Source organism: Acidimicrobiales bacterium, assembly GCA_035533595.1.
Classification (GTDB): Bacteria; Actinomycetota; Acidimicrobiia; order Acidimicrobiales; family Bog-793; genus DATLTN01.
In genome coordinates this window covers 26,690-43,838 of the sequence record DATLTN010000058.1, presented here as the reverse complement: position 1 = coordinate 43,838, position 17,149 = coordinate 26,690, and the positions used below count along the sequence as shown (strand labels likewise).

At 72.7% G+C, this 17,149-nt stretch carries 17 protein-coding genes; 7 read left to right on the top strand and 10 right to left on the bottom strand.

From position 1 onward, the window contains the following. Both VNF07_11165 and VNF07_11160 read right to left on the bottom strand, forming a co-directional pair. A partial coding sequence (locus VNF07_11165; GenBank protein HVB06792.1) for a Clp protease N-terminal domain-containing protein occupies positions 1-324 on the bottom strand: 324 nt, incomplete at its 3' end. A gap of 68 nt (positions 325-392) precedes the next feature. Then, positions 393-1,028, bottom strand: a complete 636-nt coding sequence (locus VNF07_11160) for a M15 family metallopeptidase (GenBank protein HVB06791.1) — start codon at positions 1,026-1,028, stop codon at positions 393-395. A 24-nt stretch (positions 1,029-1,052) separates the two neighbouring features. Between VNF07_11160 and VNF07_11155 the strand changes: the two genes are divergently transcribed. Next, positions 1,053-1,529, top strand: coding sequence for a hypothetical protein (locus VNF07_11155; GenBank protein ID HVB06790.1), 477 nt, complete (start codon positions 1,053-1,055; stop codon positions 1,527-1,529). Positions 1,530-1,556: 27 nt separating this feature from the next. Here VNF07_11155 and VNF07_11150 read toward each other — a convergent pair whose 3' ends face one another. From VNF07_11150 to VNF07_11140, 3 genes are read right to left on the bottom strand one after another with little or no spacing between them, the layout of a single operon-like run. After that, positions 1,557-2,936 (bottom strand): 3-oxoacid CoA-transferase subunit A, encoded by a 1,380-nt coding sequence (locus VNF07_11150; protein HVB06789.1) that lies wholly within the window; start codon positions 2,934-2,936, stop codon positions 1,557-1,559. Positions 2,937-2,990: 54 nt separating this feature from the next. Then, a complete protein-coding gene (locus VNF07_11145; protein HVB06788.1) occupies positions 2,991-3,413 on the bottom strand; it encodes a Zn-ribbon domain-containing OB-fold protein in 423 nt (140 codons plus the stop codon). Continuing rightward, positions 3,413-4,570, bottom strand: a complete 1,158-nt coding sequence (locus tag VNF07_11140) for a thiolase domain-containing protein (GenBank protein HVB06787.1) — start codon at positions 4,568-4,570, stop codon at positions 3,413-3,415. Before VNF07_11140 ends, VNF07_11145 begins: the two co-directional genes overlap by 1 nt. A 396-nt stretch (positions 4,571-4,966) precedes the next feature. On the opposite strand from VNF07_11140, the gene VNF07_11135 reads away from it, so the two are divergent. The 5 genes from VNF07_11135 to VNF07_11115 all read left to right on the top strand — a co-directional run bounded on the left by VNF07_11135 (position 4,967) and on the right by VNF07_11115 (position 10,329). Then, positions 4,967-6,016: an ABC transporter ATP-binding protein gene (locus VNF07_11135; protein ID HVB06786.1), complete on the top strand. Its 1,050-nt coding sequence runs from the start codon at positions 4,967-4,969 to the stop codon at positions 6,014-6,016. A 73-nt stretch (positions 6,017-6,089) separates the two neighbouring features. Continuing rightward, positions 6,090-6,710, top strand: coding sequence for an SRPBCC domain-containing protein (locus tag VNF07_11130; GenBank protein ID HVB06785.1), 621 nt, complete (start codon positions 6,090-6,092; stop codon positions 6,708-6,710). Further along, a complete protein-coding gene (locus VNF07_11125; protein ID HVB06784.1) occupies positions 6,711-7,547 on the top strand; it encodes an FAD binding domain-containing protein in 837 nt (278 codons plus the stop codon). Next, positions 7,544-9,868 (top strand): xanthine dehydrogenase family protein molybdopterin-binding subunit, encoded by a 2,325-nt coding sequence (locus VNF07_11120; GenBank protein HVB06783.1) that lies wholly within the window; start codon positions 7,544-7,546, stop codon positions 9,866-9,868. The genes VNF07_11125 and VNF07_11120 overlap by 4 nt, the downstream gene beginning before the upstream one ends. Beyond that, positions 9,868-10,329, top strand: coding sequence for a (2Fe-2S)-binding protein (locus VNF07_11115; protein ID HVB06782.1), 462 nt, complete (start codon positions 9,868-9,870; stop codon positions 10,327-10,329). The genes VNF07_11120 and VNF07_11115 overlap by 1 nt, the downstream gene beginning before the upstream one ends. Positions 10,330-10,368: 39 nt before the next feature. Here the strand turns inward: VNF07_11115 and VNF07_11110 are convergent, their stop codons facing one another. From VNF07_11110 to VNF07_11090, 5 genes are read right to left on the bottom strand one after another with little or no spacing between them, the layout of a single operon-like run. Beyond that, entirely contained in the window at positions 10,369-12,711 is a 2,343-nt protein-coding gene (locus VNF07_11110) for a xanthine dehydrogenase family protein molybdopterin-binding subunit (protein ID HVB06781.1), read from the bottom strand. Next, a complete protein-coding gene (locus VNF07_11105) occupies positions 12,708-13,208 on the bottom strand; it encodes a (2Fe-2S)-binding protein (protein HVB06780.1) in 501 nt (166 codons plus the stop codon). Before VNF07_11105 ends, VNF07_11110 begins: the two co-directional genes overlap by 4 nt. Then, entirely contained in the window at positions 13,201-14,079 is an 879-nt protein-coding gene (locus tag VNF07_11100; GenBank protein ID HVB06779.1) for a xanthine dehydrogenase family protein subunit M, read from the bottom strand. The genes VNF07_11105 and VNF07_11100 overlap by 8 nt, the downstream gene beginning before the upstream one ends. Next, positions 14,076-14,957: an alpha/beta fold hydrolase gene (locus VNF07_11095; GenBank protein ID HVB06778.1), complete on the bottom strand. Its 882-nt coding sequence runs from the start codon at positions 14,955-14,957 to the stop codon at positions 14,076-14,078. Before VNF07_11095 ends, VNF07_11100 begins: the two co-directional genes overlap by 4 nt. Beyond that, positions 14,954-16,390: a UbiD family decarboxylase gene (locus tag VNF07_11090; GenBank protein ID HVB06777.1), complete on the bottom strand. Its 1,437-nt coding sequence runs from the start codon at positions 16,388-16,390 to the stop codon at positions 14,954-14,956. Before VNF07_11090 ends, VNF07_11095 begins: the two co-directional genes overlap by 4 nt. 98 nt (positions 16,391-16,488) lie before the next feature. Here VNF07_11090 and VNF07_11085 point away from each other — a divergent pair, with 98 nt between their 5' ends. Further along, positions 16,489-17,133, top strand: coding sequence for a UbiX family flavin prenyltransferase (locus tag VNF07_11085; protein ID HVB06776.1), 645 nt, complete (start codon positions 16,489-16,491; stop codon positions 17,131-17,133). Positions 17,134-17,149: the final 16 nt, after the last annotated feature.

Below are 17,149 nucleotides of genomic sequence, written 5' to 3'. Positions count from 1 at the left end.
CATGTGCTCGGTGCCGATGTAGTTGTGGCCGAGCTGCAGCGCCTCGCGCAGCGACAGCTCGAGGACCTTCTTCGCGCGCGGCGTGAAGGGCGGCGAGCCCGTCGGCGCGGAGCCGGCGGGGCCGATCGTCTCCTCGACCTTTTCGCGCACCGCTTCGAGCGAGATGCCGAGCGACTCGAGCGCCTTGGCCGCGAGACCTTCGCCCTCGTGGATCAGGCCGAGCAGGATGTGCTCGGTCCCGATGAAGCTGTGGTTGAGGAGGTGGGCCTCCTCCTGGGCGAGCACCAGCACTCGTCGCGCACGGTCGGTGAATCGCTCGAACACTTCCCGAAGGTTAAAGCGCCGAGCGCGCTCGCACCGCTCGGATCCCTTGAGGTTCCCGGCGGGCGCCCTCAGTGTCCGGTGGCCGAGAAGTGCATGTAGTCCTTGGTCGACCCCGCCCAGGAGCCGCCCCAGCCCCAGCCGACGGAGCCGAAGGCGGCGACCACCGCCGGGGTGACCATCCCGGGGCGGACCTCGGAGCGGTTCATGTAGGAGACGGCGAGCTTGTCACGGGTCTGCCCACAGCCGACGTACGGGTTCTGCATCGGGTTCAGGTCCACCGCCTCTCCGTAGGCGTGCTCGGACCAGCTCCCGGTCCTTCCGCCGACGCACGGCGATGCCGCCGCCTGACGACACTCGAACGACGCCGACACGTCGTCGCCCGCCGGGACGTCCTGCGGCGGGCCGTAGGTGTTGACGAGCGCCATGTGACTGATCGGGAAGCGCATCGCGTAGAGCTTGGAGAACACGACGGCGAGCTTGGCCGCGGCGTCGGCGTTCACCACGAGCTGGCCGGTGTGGGCCTTCGCGTCGAATCCCCAGTACGAGACGGTGAGGACGCGCAGCTGGCTGAGCGGCACGGGGCAGCCCGGCTGCCAGTTTCCGCTCGACACGACCTCCGAGCGGGCCGGCGCCGGCAGCGGCGCGCTCGAGGAATGGAAGGTCGGAGCAACGAGAGCGAGCAGGAGCGCGACGCTGCGGAACATGGGTTGACCTCTATTCAGTCGCGGATGCCGGCCGTGGCCACCGGGGCCGCGCCGCACCGTGGCCCTGTGAGCGCCTTACCCAGCGGCAGGGCGCTGCACACGGTGCCCCGCCCCTCCGCCACCGCGCCGACGAGCGAGGTCGATGTGCCAAAGTCGACATCCGGAGAGTCAGGGATCAGCATGCGATCGCACGGCGACGAGGTGTGGAAGCAGACCGCGAAGCTGCTTCGCCGCCGACCCGGTTGGGTCGTCGAGGCGATGTCCACCCCGGGCATGCCGACATTTTGGTGCTTCGCTCGTGGCGCGAGCGCGGAGCTGTCGGTGCAGGTGGAGCGCGGCTCGATCAAAGTCCAGCCGGGAGGGACGGATCAGGTCGTGGTGCTGGGCGACGTGGGTGAGCTCGAGGCCTGGCTGGCCGCCAATCGGCCCGCATCGCTGCAGGAGCCGAAGCAGCGGGTCATCGACAAGTTGCGGGCCGGGAAGCTCTTCACCTGGGGCTGATGCGACAGCCGAGCGCGCCCGCCGCCGTCAGGCGTCGGAGGGGAGCAACTCCATCTCCGCCAGCGCGACGACTTCGCTCATCGTGAAGCCCGGCGCGGTCCGCTCGATGACGAAGCGGCCGTCGCGCCGGCGCAGGACGCAGAGGTCGGTGACGACGAGGTCGACGCAGCCGATGCCCGTGAGGGGCAGGCTGCAGCGACGGACGAGCTTCGCCTCGCCGTTGCGCTCGCAGTGCGCCATCAGCACCATGACGGTCGCACCACTGGCCACGAGGTCCATCGCCCCGCCGATCGCCCCGCCGACGATCTCGGGCGTCGTCCAGTTCGCGAGGTTGGCCTGCGAGTCGACCTGGAAGGCGCCGAGGACGACGACGTCGAGGTGACCGCCGCGCACCATCTCGAAGGAGGTGCAGCTGTCGAAGAACGAGGCGCCCGGGGCGAGCGTCACGAACTGGCTGCCGGCGTTGTACAGCTCGGGGTCGAAGTTCTCGGCGGTGGCGAGGTCGGAGTAGCCGAGGAGCCCGTTCTCAGAGTGGAGCACGATGTCGCGCCCGCTGATGTAGTCCGACATCAGCGTCGGCATCCCGAGGCCGAGGTTGACGTAGGACGGCTCGGGGAGGAGCCCGGCGGCGATCTCCGCGACCTCGGCGCGGCTCCACGCGAGCTTCCCGTTGTAGGTGCGCGCCACCTCGGCCCCCTCGGCGGTCCGTGGCACCGGCGGCACGACGGGGGGAACCTCGGTCTGGCGCACCACCCGGTCGACGAAGATGCCGGGGAGGCCGACGAGCTCGGGGTCGAGCTCGCCCTCGACGATCTCGTTCACCTCGGCGATCACGATCCCGGCGCTCTTCGCGAAGCTCGGATTGAAGTTGCGCCCCGCGCCACGGAACTGCAGGTTCCCGAAGCGGTCGGCGCGGAAGGCGCGGATGAACCCATAGTCGGCTCGGAGCGCGGTCTCGAGCACGTGCGGGACGCCGTCGAACAGCCGGATCTCCTTTCCCGCGGCAATCTCGGTGCCGACCCCGGTGCGCGTGTAGATCGCGCCGATCCCGGCGCCGCCGGCGCGGAGGCGTTCGACGAGGGTTCCCTGCGCGACGAGCTCGACGGTGATCTCTCCGGCGCGGATCTGCTCCTCGGCGGCGGAGAGGCCGGCGCCGGCGCGACCGGTGAAGGAGACGATCAGGCGGTCCACCTGGTGGTTCTCGATGAGGGACTGCGCCCGGAAGGGGCCGGTACCGAGCGAGTTGGCGATGATGCGCAGGTGCCGTGCGCCCTGGGCGCGCAGGGCGACGATGAGGCTCGCCGCGAAGCCGTGGTTCACTCCGAAGCCGGAGGTGACGATGGTCGCGCCGTCGCGGATGTCGGCGACCGCCTCCCTCGGGGAGGCGACGACCTTGTCGATCGTCATCTCACCTCCCCCGGCCGGTGCCGCGCCCTGTCGGGTCGGCGGCAGCGGGGACGGTCATCGGGGGCGGAAGCGGGGGAGGGCCGCCGCACCCTCGGTCATGTGGAAGACGAGCTCCACCTCCTGGTCGACGGCGAGGCCCTCGGGGTCGCAGTCCACGATGTTCGTCATCATCCGCGGCCCTTCGACGAGTTCGACATAGGCGAGGACGTAGGGGGTGGCGGCAGCGAAGGGAGGGCCCGCCCGACGGATCACGGTGTAGGAGTAGATGCGACCGCGTCCGCTCGCCTGCTCCCACACGGTGTCGTCGGAGTGACAGAAGGGACAGATCGGTCGCGGGTACCAGATCGCCTCGCCACAGGCCCGGCAGCGACGCAACAGCAGCTGGCCCGTGGTCGTCGCCGCCCAGAACTGCGCGGTGTCGCTCGTGATCGACGGTGTCGGCGCCGGCAGTGAAGGCGTGGTGACGACCTCGGCCATCAGGAGGACCTTCCGAGGATCAGCGTCGCGCCCCCCATCCGGCTCCCGATGTTGCCCCCCGTCCCCTGCACGAGGGCGACTTCGCAGTCGCGCACCTGGACGGCGGGGTGGGCCTCGCCGCGCAGCTGGCGGACCGCTTCGATGACCTTGGTCATCCCACCGCGGTTGGTCGGATGGTTGTTGCACAGACCGCCGCCGTCGGTGTTGAAGGGGAGGCGGCCGTCGGGCGCGACGAGCGCGCCGTCGAGGACGAAGCGACCGCCGGAGCCCTTCTCGCAGAAGCCGAGGTCCTCGATCTGCATCACGACCGTGATCGTGAAGCTGTCGTAGATCGAGGCGTAGTCGATGTCGCCGTGGGTCACGCCGGCCTCCTCGAAGGCGCGGGGTGCGGAGTAGACGGCGCCGGTGTAGGTGAGGTCGACGTGCCCGCCGTCCGCGTGCTTGGGCGACTCGCCGTGACCGAGCAGCGGCACCGCGTGGCGGTCGAGGTCACGCGCGACCTCGGGCGAGACGACGACGAGCGCCCCGCCGCCGTCGGTCACGACGCAGCAGTCGTCGCGGTGCAGTGGGTCACAGACGAGGGGCGAGTCGAGAACCTCCTCGACCGTGAGCACCCGTTGCAGGAAGGCGTTCGGGTTGTGCTGCGCGTGCAGCGAGGCGGCGACCTTCACCTCGGCGAGCTGTGCGCTCGTCGTCGCGTACTCGTGCATGTGGCGTCTGGCGGCGAGCGCGTAACCGGACGCCGTGACGGCCGGTCCGTAGACCTGCTCGAAGGCGGCTTCGGGGGTCGAGAGGTCGGGGGGCGTGGCGCCACCGGTCCTCGGCTTCCCCCCGAGGGTGATCAGGGCGACGCTGCACTTCCCCGCCGCGATCGCGGCCGCGGCGTGGCCGACGTGAACGAGTGGCGAGGCTCCGCCGCTGTCGGTCGAGTCCATGATCGCGGGGCGGATCCCGAGGTACTCCGCCATCGACAGGATCCCGCTGCCGGGGGCGTCGCGGCCACAGAAGTAGCCGTCGACGTCGTCCATCGTGAGGCCGGCGTCGGCGAGGGCGCCGAGGGCGACCTCCGCGTGGATCTGGCCGACCGATTTGTCCGGGAGCTCGCGACCGGGGTGCTCGTAGACCCCGGCGACGAGTGCCTTGCCGGATACGCCCAAGCTCTGCCCCCGCCTGCTCGGTGGCGGTCCGCGAGAAGCGGATCGCGTCCAGATCGAACCGTGGGCCACTGTAGGACGGACCGCCCGAGGCGGCCCAGCTCGAGACCTTCGGCACGCGGCGCGAGGCCTTCGTCCGTCGTCGCCCGGTCGCTCGCCAAGCAGCTCCCGAAAGGGGCCAGGGGGCGCCGGTGCGTCCCGCGCCGCACGCGTATCGTTCGCCCCGATATTGCTCGCTAGGTCACCTTACGATTATTTTCAGGTACGCTTGATATTCCGGTGAAGCGGCCGCGGTGACAGGGCACGGGGGAGGAACGTGGGCATGAGCTGCGGAAATGCGCCGTGCGGTGCCGCCGTGTCCGCCGCGTCGAAGTGGGCCGCACCGACGGCAGGGTGCGCGTGACCGCCCTCGAGGTCCGTGACGTCCACAAGTCCTACGGCGAGCAGCCGGTGCTGCGCAGCCTCTCGCTGTCGGTCGCGCCCGGCGCCTTCGTGGCGATCCTCGGCCCCTCGGGGAGCGGCAAGACGACCCTGCTGCGGGTGATCGCCGGCTTCGAGCGGGTCGACGGCGGTGAGGTCCGGCTCGCGGACGAGGTCGTCGACGACGGCCAGGGCCACTTCGTCTCCTCCGAGCGCCGTCGCATCGGCTACGTGCCCCAGGAGGGGAGCCTCTTCCCGCACCTCTCGGTCGAGCAGAACGTCGGCTTCGGCCTGCCGCGCGCCGAGCGCAAGGGCGCGAAGGTGGACTCGCTGCTCGAGATGGTCGGCCTCGTCGGCCTCGGTCGCCGCTACCCCCATCAGCTCTCCGGCGGCCAGCAGCAGCGGGTCGCCCTCGCCCGCGCGCTCGCCATCCGCCCGACCCTCGTCCTGCTCGACGAGCCGTTCTCCTCCCTCGACGCCGGGCTGCGGGCGAGCGTGCGCGCGGACGTGCGCAACGTGCTGCGTGAGGCAGGGGCGACCGCGGTGCTCGTCACCCACGACCAGGACGAGGCGCTCTCGCTGGCCGACGAGGTGGCGGTGATCAGCGCGGGGCGGATCGGGCAGGTCGACAGCCCGCAGGGCCTCTACTACCACCCCGGCAGCCCGGCCCTCGCCCGCGCCCTCGGGGAGACGAACTTCGTGCGCGGCGTCGCCCGCGGTGGGAGCGTCGAGACGCCGCTCGGCGTGCTGCCCCTCGAGAACGCGGCGGCGTCGGAGGGGAGCAAGCTCCTCGTCCTCGTCCGTCCCGAGCAGATCTCGTTCGAGGAGGGCGGCGGCTCGCTCGCCGGCCGGGTGGTCGAGTGCGAGTTCTACGGCCACGACGCGGTGGTGCGGATCCGCCCCGAGGGGGAGGGCAACGAGCTCATCGTCGCGCGCACGATCCGAGACACGGCCTCGCTGCAGGTCGGAACCCCGGTGCACGTGCGCGCCGAGGGAGCGGTCGTGGGCTGGCCCGACCAGGCGGCCTGAGCGACTGCTCGGCCCCTCTCCCCGGGGGCTGCTCCGTTAGGCTCGGCGGCCCGACCGCCCGATGGAGTGAGGATTGGATTTCGGCTCGAGTTTCGTCGTCCCCGCACCGCTCGCAACGGTCTTCGAGAAGCTCCTCGACCCGGCGGTGATGCGGAGCTGCATCCCCGGCTGCGAGGAGCTCGAGCGCCTCTCCGACGAGCAGTTCCGGGGGCGCTTGCGCAGTGAGATCGCGCACGTCCGCTTCGACGCCGCCTTCTCGGCGAACGTCCTCGAGCTCGACGCGCCCCGCCATCTGCACGCCCTCCTGCAGGGGGAGGACAAGCGGATCGCGAGTTCGATCAAGATCGACGCGCAGCTCGACCTCAAGGACAAGGGCGGCGAGACCGCGGTCACCTACAACCTCGAGCTCGCCCTCTGGGGCCGGGTCGGCCGCCTCGGCGAGGCGATCGTCCGCCGTCGCAGCGTCGAGGTGCAGCAGCAGTTCGAGGCTGCCTTCATCGTCGCCTGCGACCCCGACGGCGCCGCGGGCGACGAGACGCTCGGGGCGGCGCTCACGCCGCCGCAGGCGACGGCGGCGCGCGAGCTCGAGGAGGGGCCCGTGGCGATCCTGGACGCCCCGGCGCCCGTGGGCACCGCGCCAGCGCGCCGCTCGTGGTGGCGGGCCCTCCTCGCGCGCCTCTTCGGGGGGCGCTGAATGCCCGAGCTCCACCGTCCGACCTCGCTCGCCGCGGCGCTCGAGCTCCTCGCCGAGCGCGAGGACGCCGTCGTCTACGGGGGTGGCACGGCGATCCAGATCCTCTCCAAGCAGGGGGTGCTCTTCGCGAGCGACCTCGTCTCGCTCGGCGCGGTGCCCGGCCTCGACTTCCTCGAAGTGAGCGACGAGGCCCTCCGCATCGGCCCGATGGTGCGCCTGCGGCGGCTGGAGCGCGACGCCGAGGTGTGCCGCCGGGTGCCGCTCCTCGCGCTCGCCTGCCGCGAGGTCGCGAACCCACGGGTGCGCAACACCGCGACGATCGGCGGCAACCTCGCGCACGGCGACTACCGCCTCGACCCGCCGGTGGCGCTCATCGCCCTCGACGCGACGGTCGAGGCCTCGACGGGGCGCGGCCGACGGAGGGTCCCGGTGCGGGAGTTCTTCGCCGGCTTCGAGCAGACTGTCCTCGCACACGACGAGGTGATCTCGGCGATCGAGGTGCCCTGCCCGCGGGGAAGCGTCGTCGCCGCCTACGAGAAGCTCTCCTCCCTCGCCGCCAACGACTGGCCCTGCGCCTCGGTCGCCGTCTCCCTCGAGGAGGGCGCTGGCGGGCGCCGCCTCACCGTCGGCCTCGGGGCGCTCGCCCCGACCACGACCTACTTCGCGCTCGACCTCGGCGACGCCGACCTCGAGACGGCGACGGCGCGCGCCCTCGGGGCCGCCGAGGAGCTGCTCGACCCGCTCCCCGACGTGCGCGGCAGCGTCGCCTACAAAGCCGAGCTCGGCCGGGTGGCGATCACCGACGCGCTGGCGCGCGCCTGGGAGGAGCTCGCGTGAGCATCGAGGAGCTCGCACAAACGGGCGCCGTCGGCCAGCGCTGGCGGCGCAGCGACGACGTCGCGAAGGTGCGCGGCCAACTGCAGTACACGGCGGACCAGCGGACCCGCCAGGTCGTCCACGTCGCCTTCCACCGCAGCCTGCGGCCGCACGCGCGCCTCGCCGCCCTGCACCTCGAAGAGGCGCGGGCCCTTCCCGGGGTGCTCGCCGTCGTCACCGGCTCCGACCTCCACGACGCCCTCGGCGACGCGATCTTCACCGGGCCCGCCTTCGCCGACCAGCCACCGCTCGCCTACGAGCGGGTGCGCTTCGTCGGCGAGCCGGTGGTCGCGGTGATCGCCGAGGACCTCGCCACGGCGCGCGCCGCCGCCGACCTCGTCGGGGTCGATTACGAGGAGCTCGAGGCGGTCCTCGACGTCGACGCCGCCCTCGAGAACCGCGCCTTCGTCCACGAGGAGCTCCGCCCCTCGACGGTCTTCCAGGACCTCGCCCACCTGCGCGGCGTGCGCGAGACGAACGTCAACTACCACTTCCGCCTCCGCCGCGGCGACGCCGAGGCCACGATCGGGAGCGGCGCGAGCCGCGTCGAGGGGGAGTTCTGGTCCCCGCCGATCCACCACGTCCCGATCGAGCTGCCGCGCACCGTCGCCTGGCGCGAGGGCGACCGCCTCGAGCTCGTGACCACCACCCAGACGCCCTCCTACGTGCGGCAGATGGCCTCGGACCTGCTCGGCATCCCCCTCGCCGCGGTGCGGGTGCGCGCCGCGCCGCTCGGCGGCGGCTTCGGCTCGAAGATGTACGACCGCCTGGAGCCCGTCGCCGCCGCGCTCGCCTGGGTGACCGGCCACGCGGTGCAGCTGGCGGCGAGCCGGGAGGAGGCCTTCCTCCTCACCACCCGCCACGGCGCGCGCGTGCGCTCGCAGATGGCGGCCGACGAGGCGGGGAACCTGCTCGCCTCGGTCGCCGACATCGTCTACGACACCGGCGCCTACGCCGACGTCGGGCCGCGCATCACCGCCAAGTCGGGGATGATCGCCGCCGGCCCCTACCGGGTCGAGAACGTCGCGATCAGCTCGCGCTGCGTCTACACGAACAAGCCCTCGGCCGGCCCCTTCCGCGGCTTCGGCGTTCCCCAGCTCACCTTCGCCCACGAGTCGCTCGTCGACGAGCTCGCCCGCGCGCGCGGCGAGGACCCCGTCTCGTTCCGCCGCCGCAACCTGCTGCGCGAGGGCGACGTCGCCCCGGTCGGGACGCGCATGCACAGCGCCGATTTCCTCGCCTGCCTCGACGCGGTCGCCGCCGAGATCGGCTGGGAGGAACCCTTCGACCGCCCGGAAGGGCGCTTCCGGCGGGGGCGGGGGGTGGCGGTCGGCGTGAAGGCGGTGCTCACCCCGACGATCTCCAACGCCGTGCTGCAGCTCAACCAGGACGGCTCGGCCTCGCTGTCGATCAGCACGGTCGACATGGGCCAGGGCTCGGACACGATCATGGCCCAGCTCGTCGCCGAGGTCCTCGGTCTCGCGCCGGGCACGATCCGGGTGGTGCCGACCGACACCGACGTCACCCCCTACGACACGATCACCGCCGGCAGCCGCTCGACCTACCACACCGGTAACGCGGTGCGTCTCGCCGCGGAGAAGATGCGCGACCGCCTGCTCGAGATCGCCGCGGCGCGCTTCGGGGTCGCGGAGACCGACGTGAAGATCGGCCCCGAGGGGTTCCTCGCCTCGAGCACGCAGGAGCGCCTCACCCTCGCCGAGCTCGTGCAGGGGCACTTCGGCGCCCGCGGCACCACCCTCTCCACCGAGGCCGGCTTCGCCACCGAGTGGATCCCCTACGACCACGAGACCGGCCAGTCCGAGCGCGTCACCGAGCACTGGTTCGCCGGCGCCGTCGGGGTGGTGCTGCACGTCGACACCAAGACGGGGAGGATCGCGCTCGAGCACCTCGCCGTCGCCGGCGACGTCGGGCGGGCGATCAACCCGACCCTCGTCGAGCAGCAGCTGCGGGGGGCGGCGATCATGGGCATCGGCCTCAGCCTCTTCGAGGAGATGGTCTTCGACAACGGCCAGCTGGTGAACGGCTCGATGCTCGACTACCAGCTCCCCTCGCTGTTGGACATGCCCGAGCGCCTCACCCCGCTGATCATCGAGAGCCCGCACCGGAGCGGCCCCTTCGGCGCGAAGGGCGTCGGCGAGACGGGCATCCTCCCGGTCGCCCCGGCGATCGCGAACGCGCTCCGCGACGCGGTCGGGGTGCGCATCACCACCCTCCCCCTCACCCCCGAACGGGTGCGCAGCGCGCTCGGGGACCTCGGCTGATGCGGCGGCTCACCCTCGTCGTGAACGGCAGGTCGCGCGCCGTCGAGGCTCGCGACGAGGACCTCCTCCTCGACGTGCTGCGCGAGCAGGTCGGCGTGACGAGCGTGCGCGAGGGCTGTGGGGTGGGGGCCTGCGGCGCCTGCACGGTGCTCGTCGCCGGCGCCAGCGTGAGCAGCTGCCTGGCGCTCGCCGCCGACTACGACGGTGCGGAGATCCTCACCGTCGAGGGCCTCGGCGAGGAGGACCCGGTGGTCGCCGCCTTCGTCGCGGCGGGGGCGCTGCAGTGCGGCTACTGCATCCCGGGCTTCGTGATGATGACCCACGAGCTGCTCTCCGAGCGCCCCTCGCCCTCGCCCGCCGAGATCCGCGAGCACCTCGCCGGCAACCTCTGCCGCTGCGGCACCTACTTCGAGATCACCGAGGCCGTGGCGGCCGCCGCCCGCCGGCGCGGCGGCGGCTGATCACCCGAGCGACCGAGCGGCCGAGCCAGCCGACGAGCGTCAGCCGGTGACGCCGAGCGCGCCGAGCACGCGGGGCGGGGTGAGGGGGAGGGTGGTGATGCGCGCCCCGAAGGGGCGCAGCGCGTCCTCGACGGCGTTCGCGATCGCGGCGGGCGTCGGGATCGTCCCCGACTCGCCGGTCCCCTTCACCCCGAGCGGGTTGAGGGGGCTCGGGGTCTCCTGGTGGAAGAGCTCGGGGGTGACGAGCTCGAGGGCGCCGGGGAGCGCGTAGTCGAGGTAGCTGACGGTGAGCGGGGTGCCCTCCTCGTCGTAGTGCATCTCCTCGTAAAGGGCGTTGCCGACGCCGTGCGCGAAGCCGCCGTAGACCTGGCCGTCGACGAGGAGCGGGTTGAGGACCGTCCCGCAGTCGTGGCCGAGGATCGTCCGCAGCAAGGTGACGAGGCCGGTCTCGGCGTCGACCTCGATCACGGCGACGTTGATCGCCGAGGAGTAGGCGGCGCGCTCGGGGGTGAAGTAGGCGGTGCGCTCGAGGCCCACCGGGGAGCCGGGCTTCACGGCCATGCCGTGGCGACCGACGTTGTAGTGGCGGGTGAGCTCGAGGAGGGTGGCCCGCTGCTCCGGGTCGCTCCGCAGCACCGCCGCGTCGCCGGCGATCTCGATCTCCTCGGCGTCCACCCCGAGGAGCATCGCGGCGGCCTTGCGCAGGTCGGCGGCGAGCTGGCGGCAGGCGTCGTGCACCGCGGGGGCGGCGTTCGCGGTGACTCGGCTCCCGAAGGTGCCCTGGCCGAAGGGGATGTTCGCGGTGTCGCCGTGGCGCACGTCGACGAGGTCGAAGTCGACGCCGAGGGCATCCGCGGCGAGCTGCGCGTAGACGGTCTGGTAGCCCTGGCCCTGCGGGGCGGCCGCGAGGGTGACGAGGATGCGGCCGAAGTTCGTGAGGCGGACGCGCGCCCCCTCGTAGGGGCCGAGGCCGGTGCCCTCGACGCACATCGCGATCCCGACTCCGAGGAAGCGGCCGGCCTTGCGGGCCTCTGTCTGCTCGGCGCGGAAGGCGGCGAGGTCGATGCGCGCGAGCGCGCCGTCGAGCAGCCCCGGGTAGTTGCCGCTGTCGTAGGTGAGGGGGGAGCCGTCGCGGAAGAGGAGGCCGACGCGGTAGGGGAAGGCGTCGGCGGGGATGAGGTTGCGGCGCCGCACCTCCTCGGGGGCGAGGCCGAGGTGCTCGGCGACGCGGTCGACCATCCGCTCCATCACCGTCACGGCCTGCGGGCGTCCCGCGCCCCGTAGCGAGCTCGTCGGCGCCATGTTCGTGTAGCAGGAGACGAGCTCGCTGTGGATGTTCGGGATCACGTACGGCCCGGGCAGCGTCGACATCGTGATCGTCGGCACCTGCAACCCGAGGCAGTAGGCGCCCTGGTCGTGCTCGAAGACGTCCTTCAGCACGAGGAGGTGCCCCTCCTCGTCGAAGCCGACCTCGACGCGGTGGGTCTGGGTGCGCTCCATCGCCGCCGAGACGAAGTTCTCCCAGCGGTCCTCGATCCACTTGATCGGCCGCTCGAGGCGCATCGCGAGGTAGGGGATGAGCACCTCCTCGCCGTAGAACTGGGCCTTCGGGCCGAAGCCGCCGCCGACGTCGGTCGGGGCGATGACGCGGATCCGGTCCTCGGTGAGGCCGTAGAGCACGGCCAGCTGCTGGCGGGCGTAGTGCGGCGCCTGCGTCGCGTCCCACACCGTGAGCTCGCCGGTCGCCGCCTCGTAGCGGGCGGCGACGGCGCGCCCCTCCATCGAGTGGCCGCCGCCGCGCGAGATCCGGAAGGTCTCGCTGAGCACGTGCGGCGCGCTCGCGAGAGCGGCGTCCGGCTCGCCGGCGCGCTGGGTGATGCGCACGCAGACGTTGTCCTCGGCGTCGAGGTGGGCGACCGGCCCGCCCGCTGCGAGCGCCGCGGCGGTCGACGCGACGGCGCCGAACGGCTCGTAGTCGACGACCACGAGGTCGGCCGCGTCCTCGGCGACGCGCCGGCTCTCGGCGACGACCACCGCGATCGGCTCGCCCACGTAGCAGGCCTCGTCGAGGACGATCGGGAAGCGGACGCGCGGGCGGAGGTCGGGATGGGTGACCTTCGGCGGCAGGTCCTGGAGGAGCTCCTCGAGGTCCGCGGCGGTGAAGACCCCCGCGACCCCCGGGAGCGCGACGGCGGCGCTCACGTCGACCGAGCGGACGCGGGCGTGCGCCACCGAGCTGCGCACGATCGCCGCCTCGAGGAAGTCGGCAAAGGCGAGGTCGTCGAGGAACTCGCCCTTGCCGGTGAGCAGGCGGCGGTCCTCGCGGCGCTTCACCCCCGTGCCGACGAGGGGGGTGCGCACCGAGGTTGCGGGGAGGGTCATCGGTGCTCCGCGGCCGGCGCGGCGGCGCCGGAGAGCTCGAGCAGGGCGCGCACCATCCCGGCGTAGCCGGTGCAGCGGCAGAGGTTGCCCGAGAGCGCCTCGCGGGCCTCGTGCTCGTCGAGGACCGGCCCGTGGCGCAGGCGCGCCGTGAGCGACATCAGGAAGCCCGAGGTGCAGAAGCCGCACTGCAGGCAGTGGTGCTCGTGGAAGGCCTGCTGCAGCGGAGAGAGCTGGCCGTCGACGGCGAGCGACTCGACGGTCTCGACGTCGGTCCCCTCGGCCTGCACGGCGAGCATCAAGCACGAGCGCACGGCCTGGCCGTCGACGATCACGGTGCAGGCGCCGCAGCTCCCCTGTTCGCAGCCGAGGTGCGTCCCGGTGAGGCCGAGGCGGTGGCGGAGGAAGTCGGCGAGGCTGACGCGCGCCTCGACGAGCGCGCTCTGCGACTCGCCGTTCACCACCAGGTTCAGCGCGTGCAGCTCCTGCTCCTCAGCCATCGTGGGCCTCCCTCGTGGCGCGCAGCTCGCCGAGCGCCCGGCGGGCGAGCGTGCCGGCGACGACGCGGCGGTAGCTCGCCGAGGCGTGCACGTCGGCGGGCGGGTCGACCGCCCGCCGCACGGCCTGGTCGACCTCCATCAGCACCTCGTCCTCGAGCGCGCTCCCGGTCGCGATCGCCGCCGCCTCCTCGAGGAGGAGCGGCGTCGGGGCGACCCCCGAGCAGCTGAGCGCGGCCGCGAGGACGCGGCCGCCCTCGGAGAAGCTCGCCTGTGCGGCGGCGCCGACGAGCGCGAAGTCCCCGGCGCGCCGGGCGAGCTCGACGAAGGTCCCCGCCGAGCGCGGCGGCGACGCGGGGACCTCGACCGCGGTGAGCAGCTCGTCGGCCTCAAGGGCGGTGCCGAGGTGGAACTCGAAGAACTCCCGGGCGGGGATCCGCCGCTCGCCGCGCACCGAGCGGGCGACCATCGTCGCGTCGAGGGCGACCATCGTGGCCGGAAGCTCGGCGGCTGAATCGGCGTGCGCCAGGCTGCCGCAGACGGTGCCGCGGTTGCGGATCTGCAGGTGCGCGACCTGGCCGAGGGCGCTCGTGAGCAGCGGGTAGGAGAGCGCGGCGTCGGGTGCCTGCTCGAGGGCGTGCTGGCGGACGGTGGCGCCGATGCGCACGCCGTCAGGGGTGAACGTGAGCGTCCCGAGCTCCTCGACGGCGTTGATGTCGACGAGGTGCGCCGGTGCGGCGAGGCGGAAGTTCAGCATCGGGATCAGGCTCTGCCCGCCGGCGATGACCTTCGCCTCCTCGCCCTGCTCGGCCAGGAGCCCGAGCGCCTCGTCGAGGCGGCGGGGGCGGTGGTACTCGAACTGGCGGGGCTTCACGCCGCGGCGCTCCCGGAGTGCGCGGGGCAGCAGCCCTCGACGAGCTCGCGCTCGGTGACCGTGAGCGACCGTCCGGCGAGGTGCTCGCGGACCACCTCGCGAAGGCGCGGCGACTCGAGGATCGCGAAGTGCCGTGCCGGAGAGACGAGGAAACGGCCGTCGGGCACCCCGGCCGCGATCGCCTCGCCCATCGCGGGCGGCGTCGCGTAGTCCTCCCTCCCGGTGATCACGAGCGTCGGCGCGGTGATCGCGGCGAGCAGGTGGCGGGAGTCGAGCGCCCCGAGCGCCCGGCAGGCCTCGGCGTGCGTCGCCGGCGCGGTGCGCAGGAACAGGCCGGTCACCGCGCTCACCACCTCGGGGTGGAAGCGGCGGAAGTCGGCGGTGAACCAGCGGTCGACCTGGAAGGCGATCTGCTGGTAGCGGGGCTTGCCCGCCGCCTGCGCAGCGCGCTCCGCCCAGGCCTTGGGGGCCTCCTCCCCGTACCAGGCGGTCGTGTCGCAGAGCACGAGGCGCTCGACGCGCTCGGGCGCAAGTCCGGCGAGCGTGAGGGCGACGCTCCCGCCCATCGAGAGGCCGAGGAGGTGGGCGCGGGCGTGGCCGAGGTGGTCGAGGAGGGCGAGGACGTCGTCGGTGAGCTCCTCGACGCCGAAGGGCGCGCCGGACCACTCCGAGGCTCCGTGGCCGCGCAGGTCGAGCGCCAGCACCTCGTGCTCGGAGGCGAGCTCTCGGGCGAGGCCCGCCCACATCTCGGCGCCGAGCGCGAGCGAGTGGAGGAGGACGAGGGGGCTGCCGCTCCCGGTCCGGTGGTAGGCGAGCCTGCCGTCCGGCCCCGCGAAGCGCTCCGGGGCGCCGAAGCGCGCGGCGGGCGCGGGGCTCACGAACGCAGCTCGGGCCAGCGGTCTCCGACCTTGGTGAGCAGCTCGTGGCTCGCGGTGACGACCTTCGGGAAGTCGGCGAGGCGCTCGAAGGGGCGACAGGCGTCGATCACGGCCCGGCTGTTGTAGTACGGCGGGCCGCCGACGGCGAGCGGGTCGACGCGGCTGCCCCAGGTGTTCTTCATCACCTCGATGTCCTTGGCCGGGTCACAGCGCGTCGACATCGCCCAGATCACCTCGCCGAGGTCGCGGGGGTTCACGTCCTCGTCGACGACCACGACGAAGCGGTTCATGTAGGCCGCGCTCGGGTGCTGGGCGGCGAGGTAGCCGGCCTGCCGGCTGTGACCGGGGTAGCGCTGGTCGATCGAGACGACGAGGAGCAGGCGGCCGCCGGCGACCTCGTGCAGCCAGACCCCGGAGACGCCCGGGAGGCCGGTCGCGATCAAGCCGTCGGTGACCATCGCGGACTTCATCACGCAGCGCATGTAGGAGTAGTCGTTCGGAGGCTTGCCGGGGGGGGCACCGAGGTTGATCGGGTCGTTGCGGTGGTAGATGCGGGTGACGTCGACGGTGAGCACCTCGGTGACTCCGCCCGAGTAGTAGCCGGTCCACTCGCCGAACGGCCCCTCGGGGCGCCGGCGGTCGGGGTACATCCAGCCCTCGAAGGCGAGCTCGCTGTAGGCGGGGATCGGCAGGCCGGTGTCCTGGCCTTTGATCACCTCGACCGGCTCGCCGAGGATCGCGCCCGCGTAGTCGAGCTCGGAGACGCCGAAGGGGACTTCGGTGCCGGCTACCACGAGGAAGATCGGGTGCTGGCCGAAGCTGCCGGCGATCGGCGCCCGTCCCTCGCGCTCGAACCAGCGGCGGACGTGCTGCATGCCGTGCTTGCCGGCCTCGATGTTGATCGAGATCGCCCGCCCGTCGTCCTGCAGCTCGACGCGGTAGGCGCCCATGTTGATCACGTCGGTCTCGGGGTCGACGGTGATGATCCCGCAGCCGGTTCCGATGTACTGGCCGCCGTCGCCCTCGTGCCACCAGGGGGCGGGGAACTTCGTGAAGTCGATCTCGTCGCCCTCGAGCACGTTCTCGAGCAGCGGGCCGCTGTCGACCTGCTCGGCCTTGAACTTCGTGGCGTCGTTCACCCACTGGCCGGGCTTGGAGCGCAGCGCCTCGACAAGGCCGATGTCGTCGAGCTCGCCGCCGAGGCCGATCGTCAGGCCGAACAGGCGGGGGTTGATCACGCTGCCGGCGAGGACGCGGCCCCCCTCGGGGTAGCCGACGAGGTCCTCGAAGAGCAGGGCCTCGGGGTTCGCCCGCCGGTAGTTGAGGTGGCAGGCGGCGCCGAGCTCGAGGTGAGGGTCCGCCCCCTTGATCCTGCGCAGCTCTCCGAGCTGCTCCGCCTCGACGAGCCACTGCCGCAGATCGAACCTCGACATCACACCTCCCGAGGGCCGCTGCCCCCCGCGCGCGGGCGGCGCCTTGTGACCACGCCCAGCTGGGGCGACAATAGCCAACCGGCCCGGAAGCCTCCGGTGTGTCAGCGCTGGTCCGCGGCGCCGGCGGGAAGGGAACGAGTGGGCGCGACCGACGATGCGAAGCGGGGCCGACCCTGAGCGCCACCCGCCCGCGGCTCATCGTCGGGATCTCCGGCTCGAGCGCGCCGCAGCTCGGCGTCCACCTGCTGCGCGTCCTCGCGCGCCTCGCCAGCCACGAGGTGCACCTCGTGCTCTCCGCGGGCAGCACGCGCACGATGGAGCTCGAGATGAACCTCGCCCCCGAGGCGGTGCGCGGCCTCGCGGACGTCTGCTACGAGGTCGGTGACCTCGCGGCGGCGATCTCCTCGGGCTCCTTCCTCACCGCGGGCATGGTCGTGATGCCCTGCTCGATGCGCACTCTCGGCGCCCTCGCCTCGGGGGTCACCGGCGACCTCGTCACCCGCGCCGCCGACGTCTGCCTGAAAGAGCGCCGCCGCCTCGTCCTCGTGCCCCGCGAGACCCCCCTCAACCTCATCCACCTCCGCAACATGGAGACGCTCACGCTTGCGGGGGCGACGATCCTCCCGCCGGCGCCCGCCTTCTACCACCACCCCGAGACGATCGAGGACCTCCTCGACCACCTCTGCGGGAAGGTGCTCGACCAGTTCGGGATCGCCCACGACCTCTTCGATCGCTGGAAGTGACCGGTCGGTGGGGCGA

Bases quoted from the DNA above. Each gene is read 5' to 3' on its own strand.
- VNF07_11105 (HVB06780.1), bottom strand. From the start codon at position 13,208: ATGGCTGAGGAGCAGGAGCTGCACGCGCTGAACCTGGTGGTGAACGGC.
- VNF07_11150 (HVB06789.1), bottom strand. From the start codon at position 2,936: ATGACGATCGACAAGGTCGTCGCCTCCCCGAGGGAGGCGGTCGCCGAC.
- VNF07_11110 (HVB06781.1), bottom strand. From the start codon at position 12,711: ATGACCCTCCCCGCAACCTCGGTGCGCACCCCCCTCGTCGGCACGGGG.
- VNF07_11160 (HVB06791.1), bottom strand. From the start codon at position 1,028: ATGTTCCGCAGCGTCGCGCTCCTGCTCGCTCTCGTTGCTCCGACCTTC.
- VNF07_11090 (HVB06777.1), bottom strand. From the start codon at position 16,390: ATGTCGAGGTTCGATCTGCGGCAGTGGCTCGTCGAGGCGGAGCAGCTC.
- VNF07_11115 (HVB06782.1), top strand. From the start codon at position 9,868: ATGCGGCGGCTCACCCTCGTCGTGAACGGCAGGTCGCGCGCCGTCGAG.
- VNF07_11145 (HVB06788.1), bottom strand. From the start codon at position 3,413: ATGGCCGAGGTCGTCACCACGCCTTCACTGCCGGCGCCGACACCGTCG.
- VNF07_11155 (HVB06790.1), top strand. From the start codon at position 1,053: ATGCCGGCCGTGGCCACCGGGGCCGCGCCGCACCGTGGCCCTGTGAGC.
- VNF07_11125 (HVB06784.1), top strand. From the start codon at position 6,711: ATGCCCGAGCTCCACCGTCCGACCTCGCTCGCCGCGGCGCTCGAGCTC.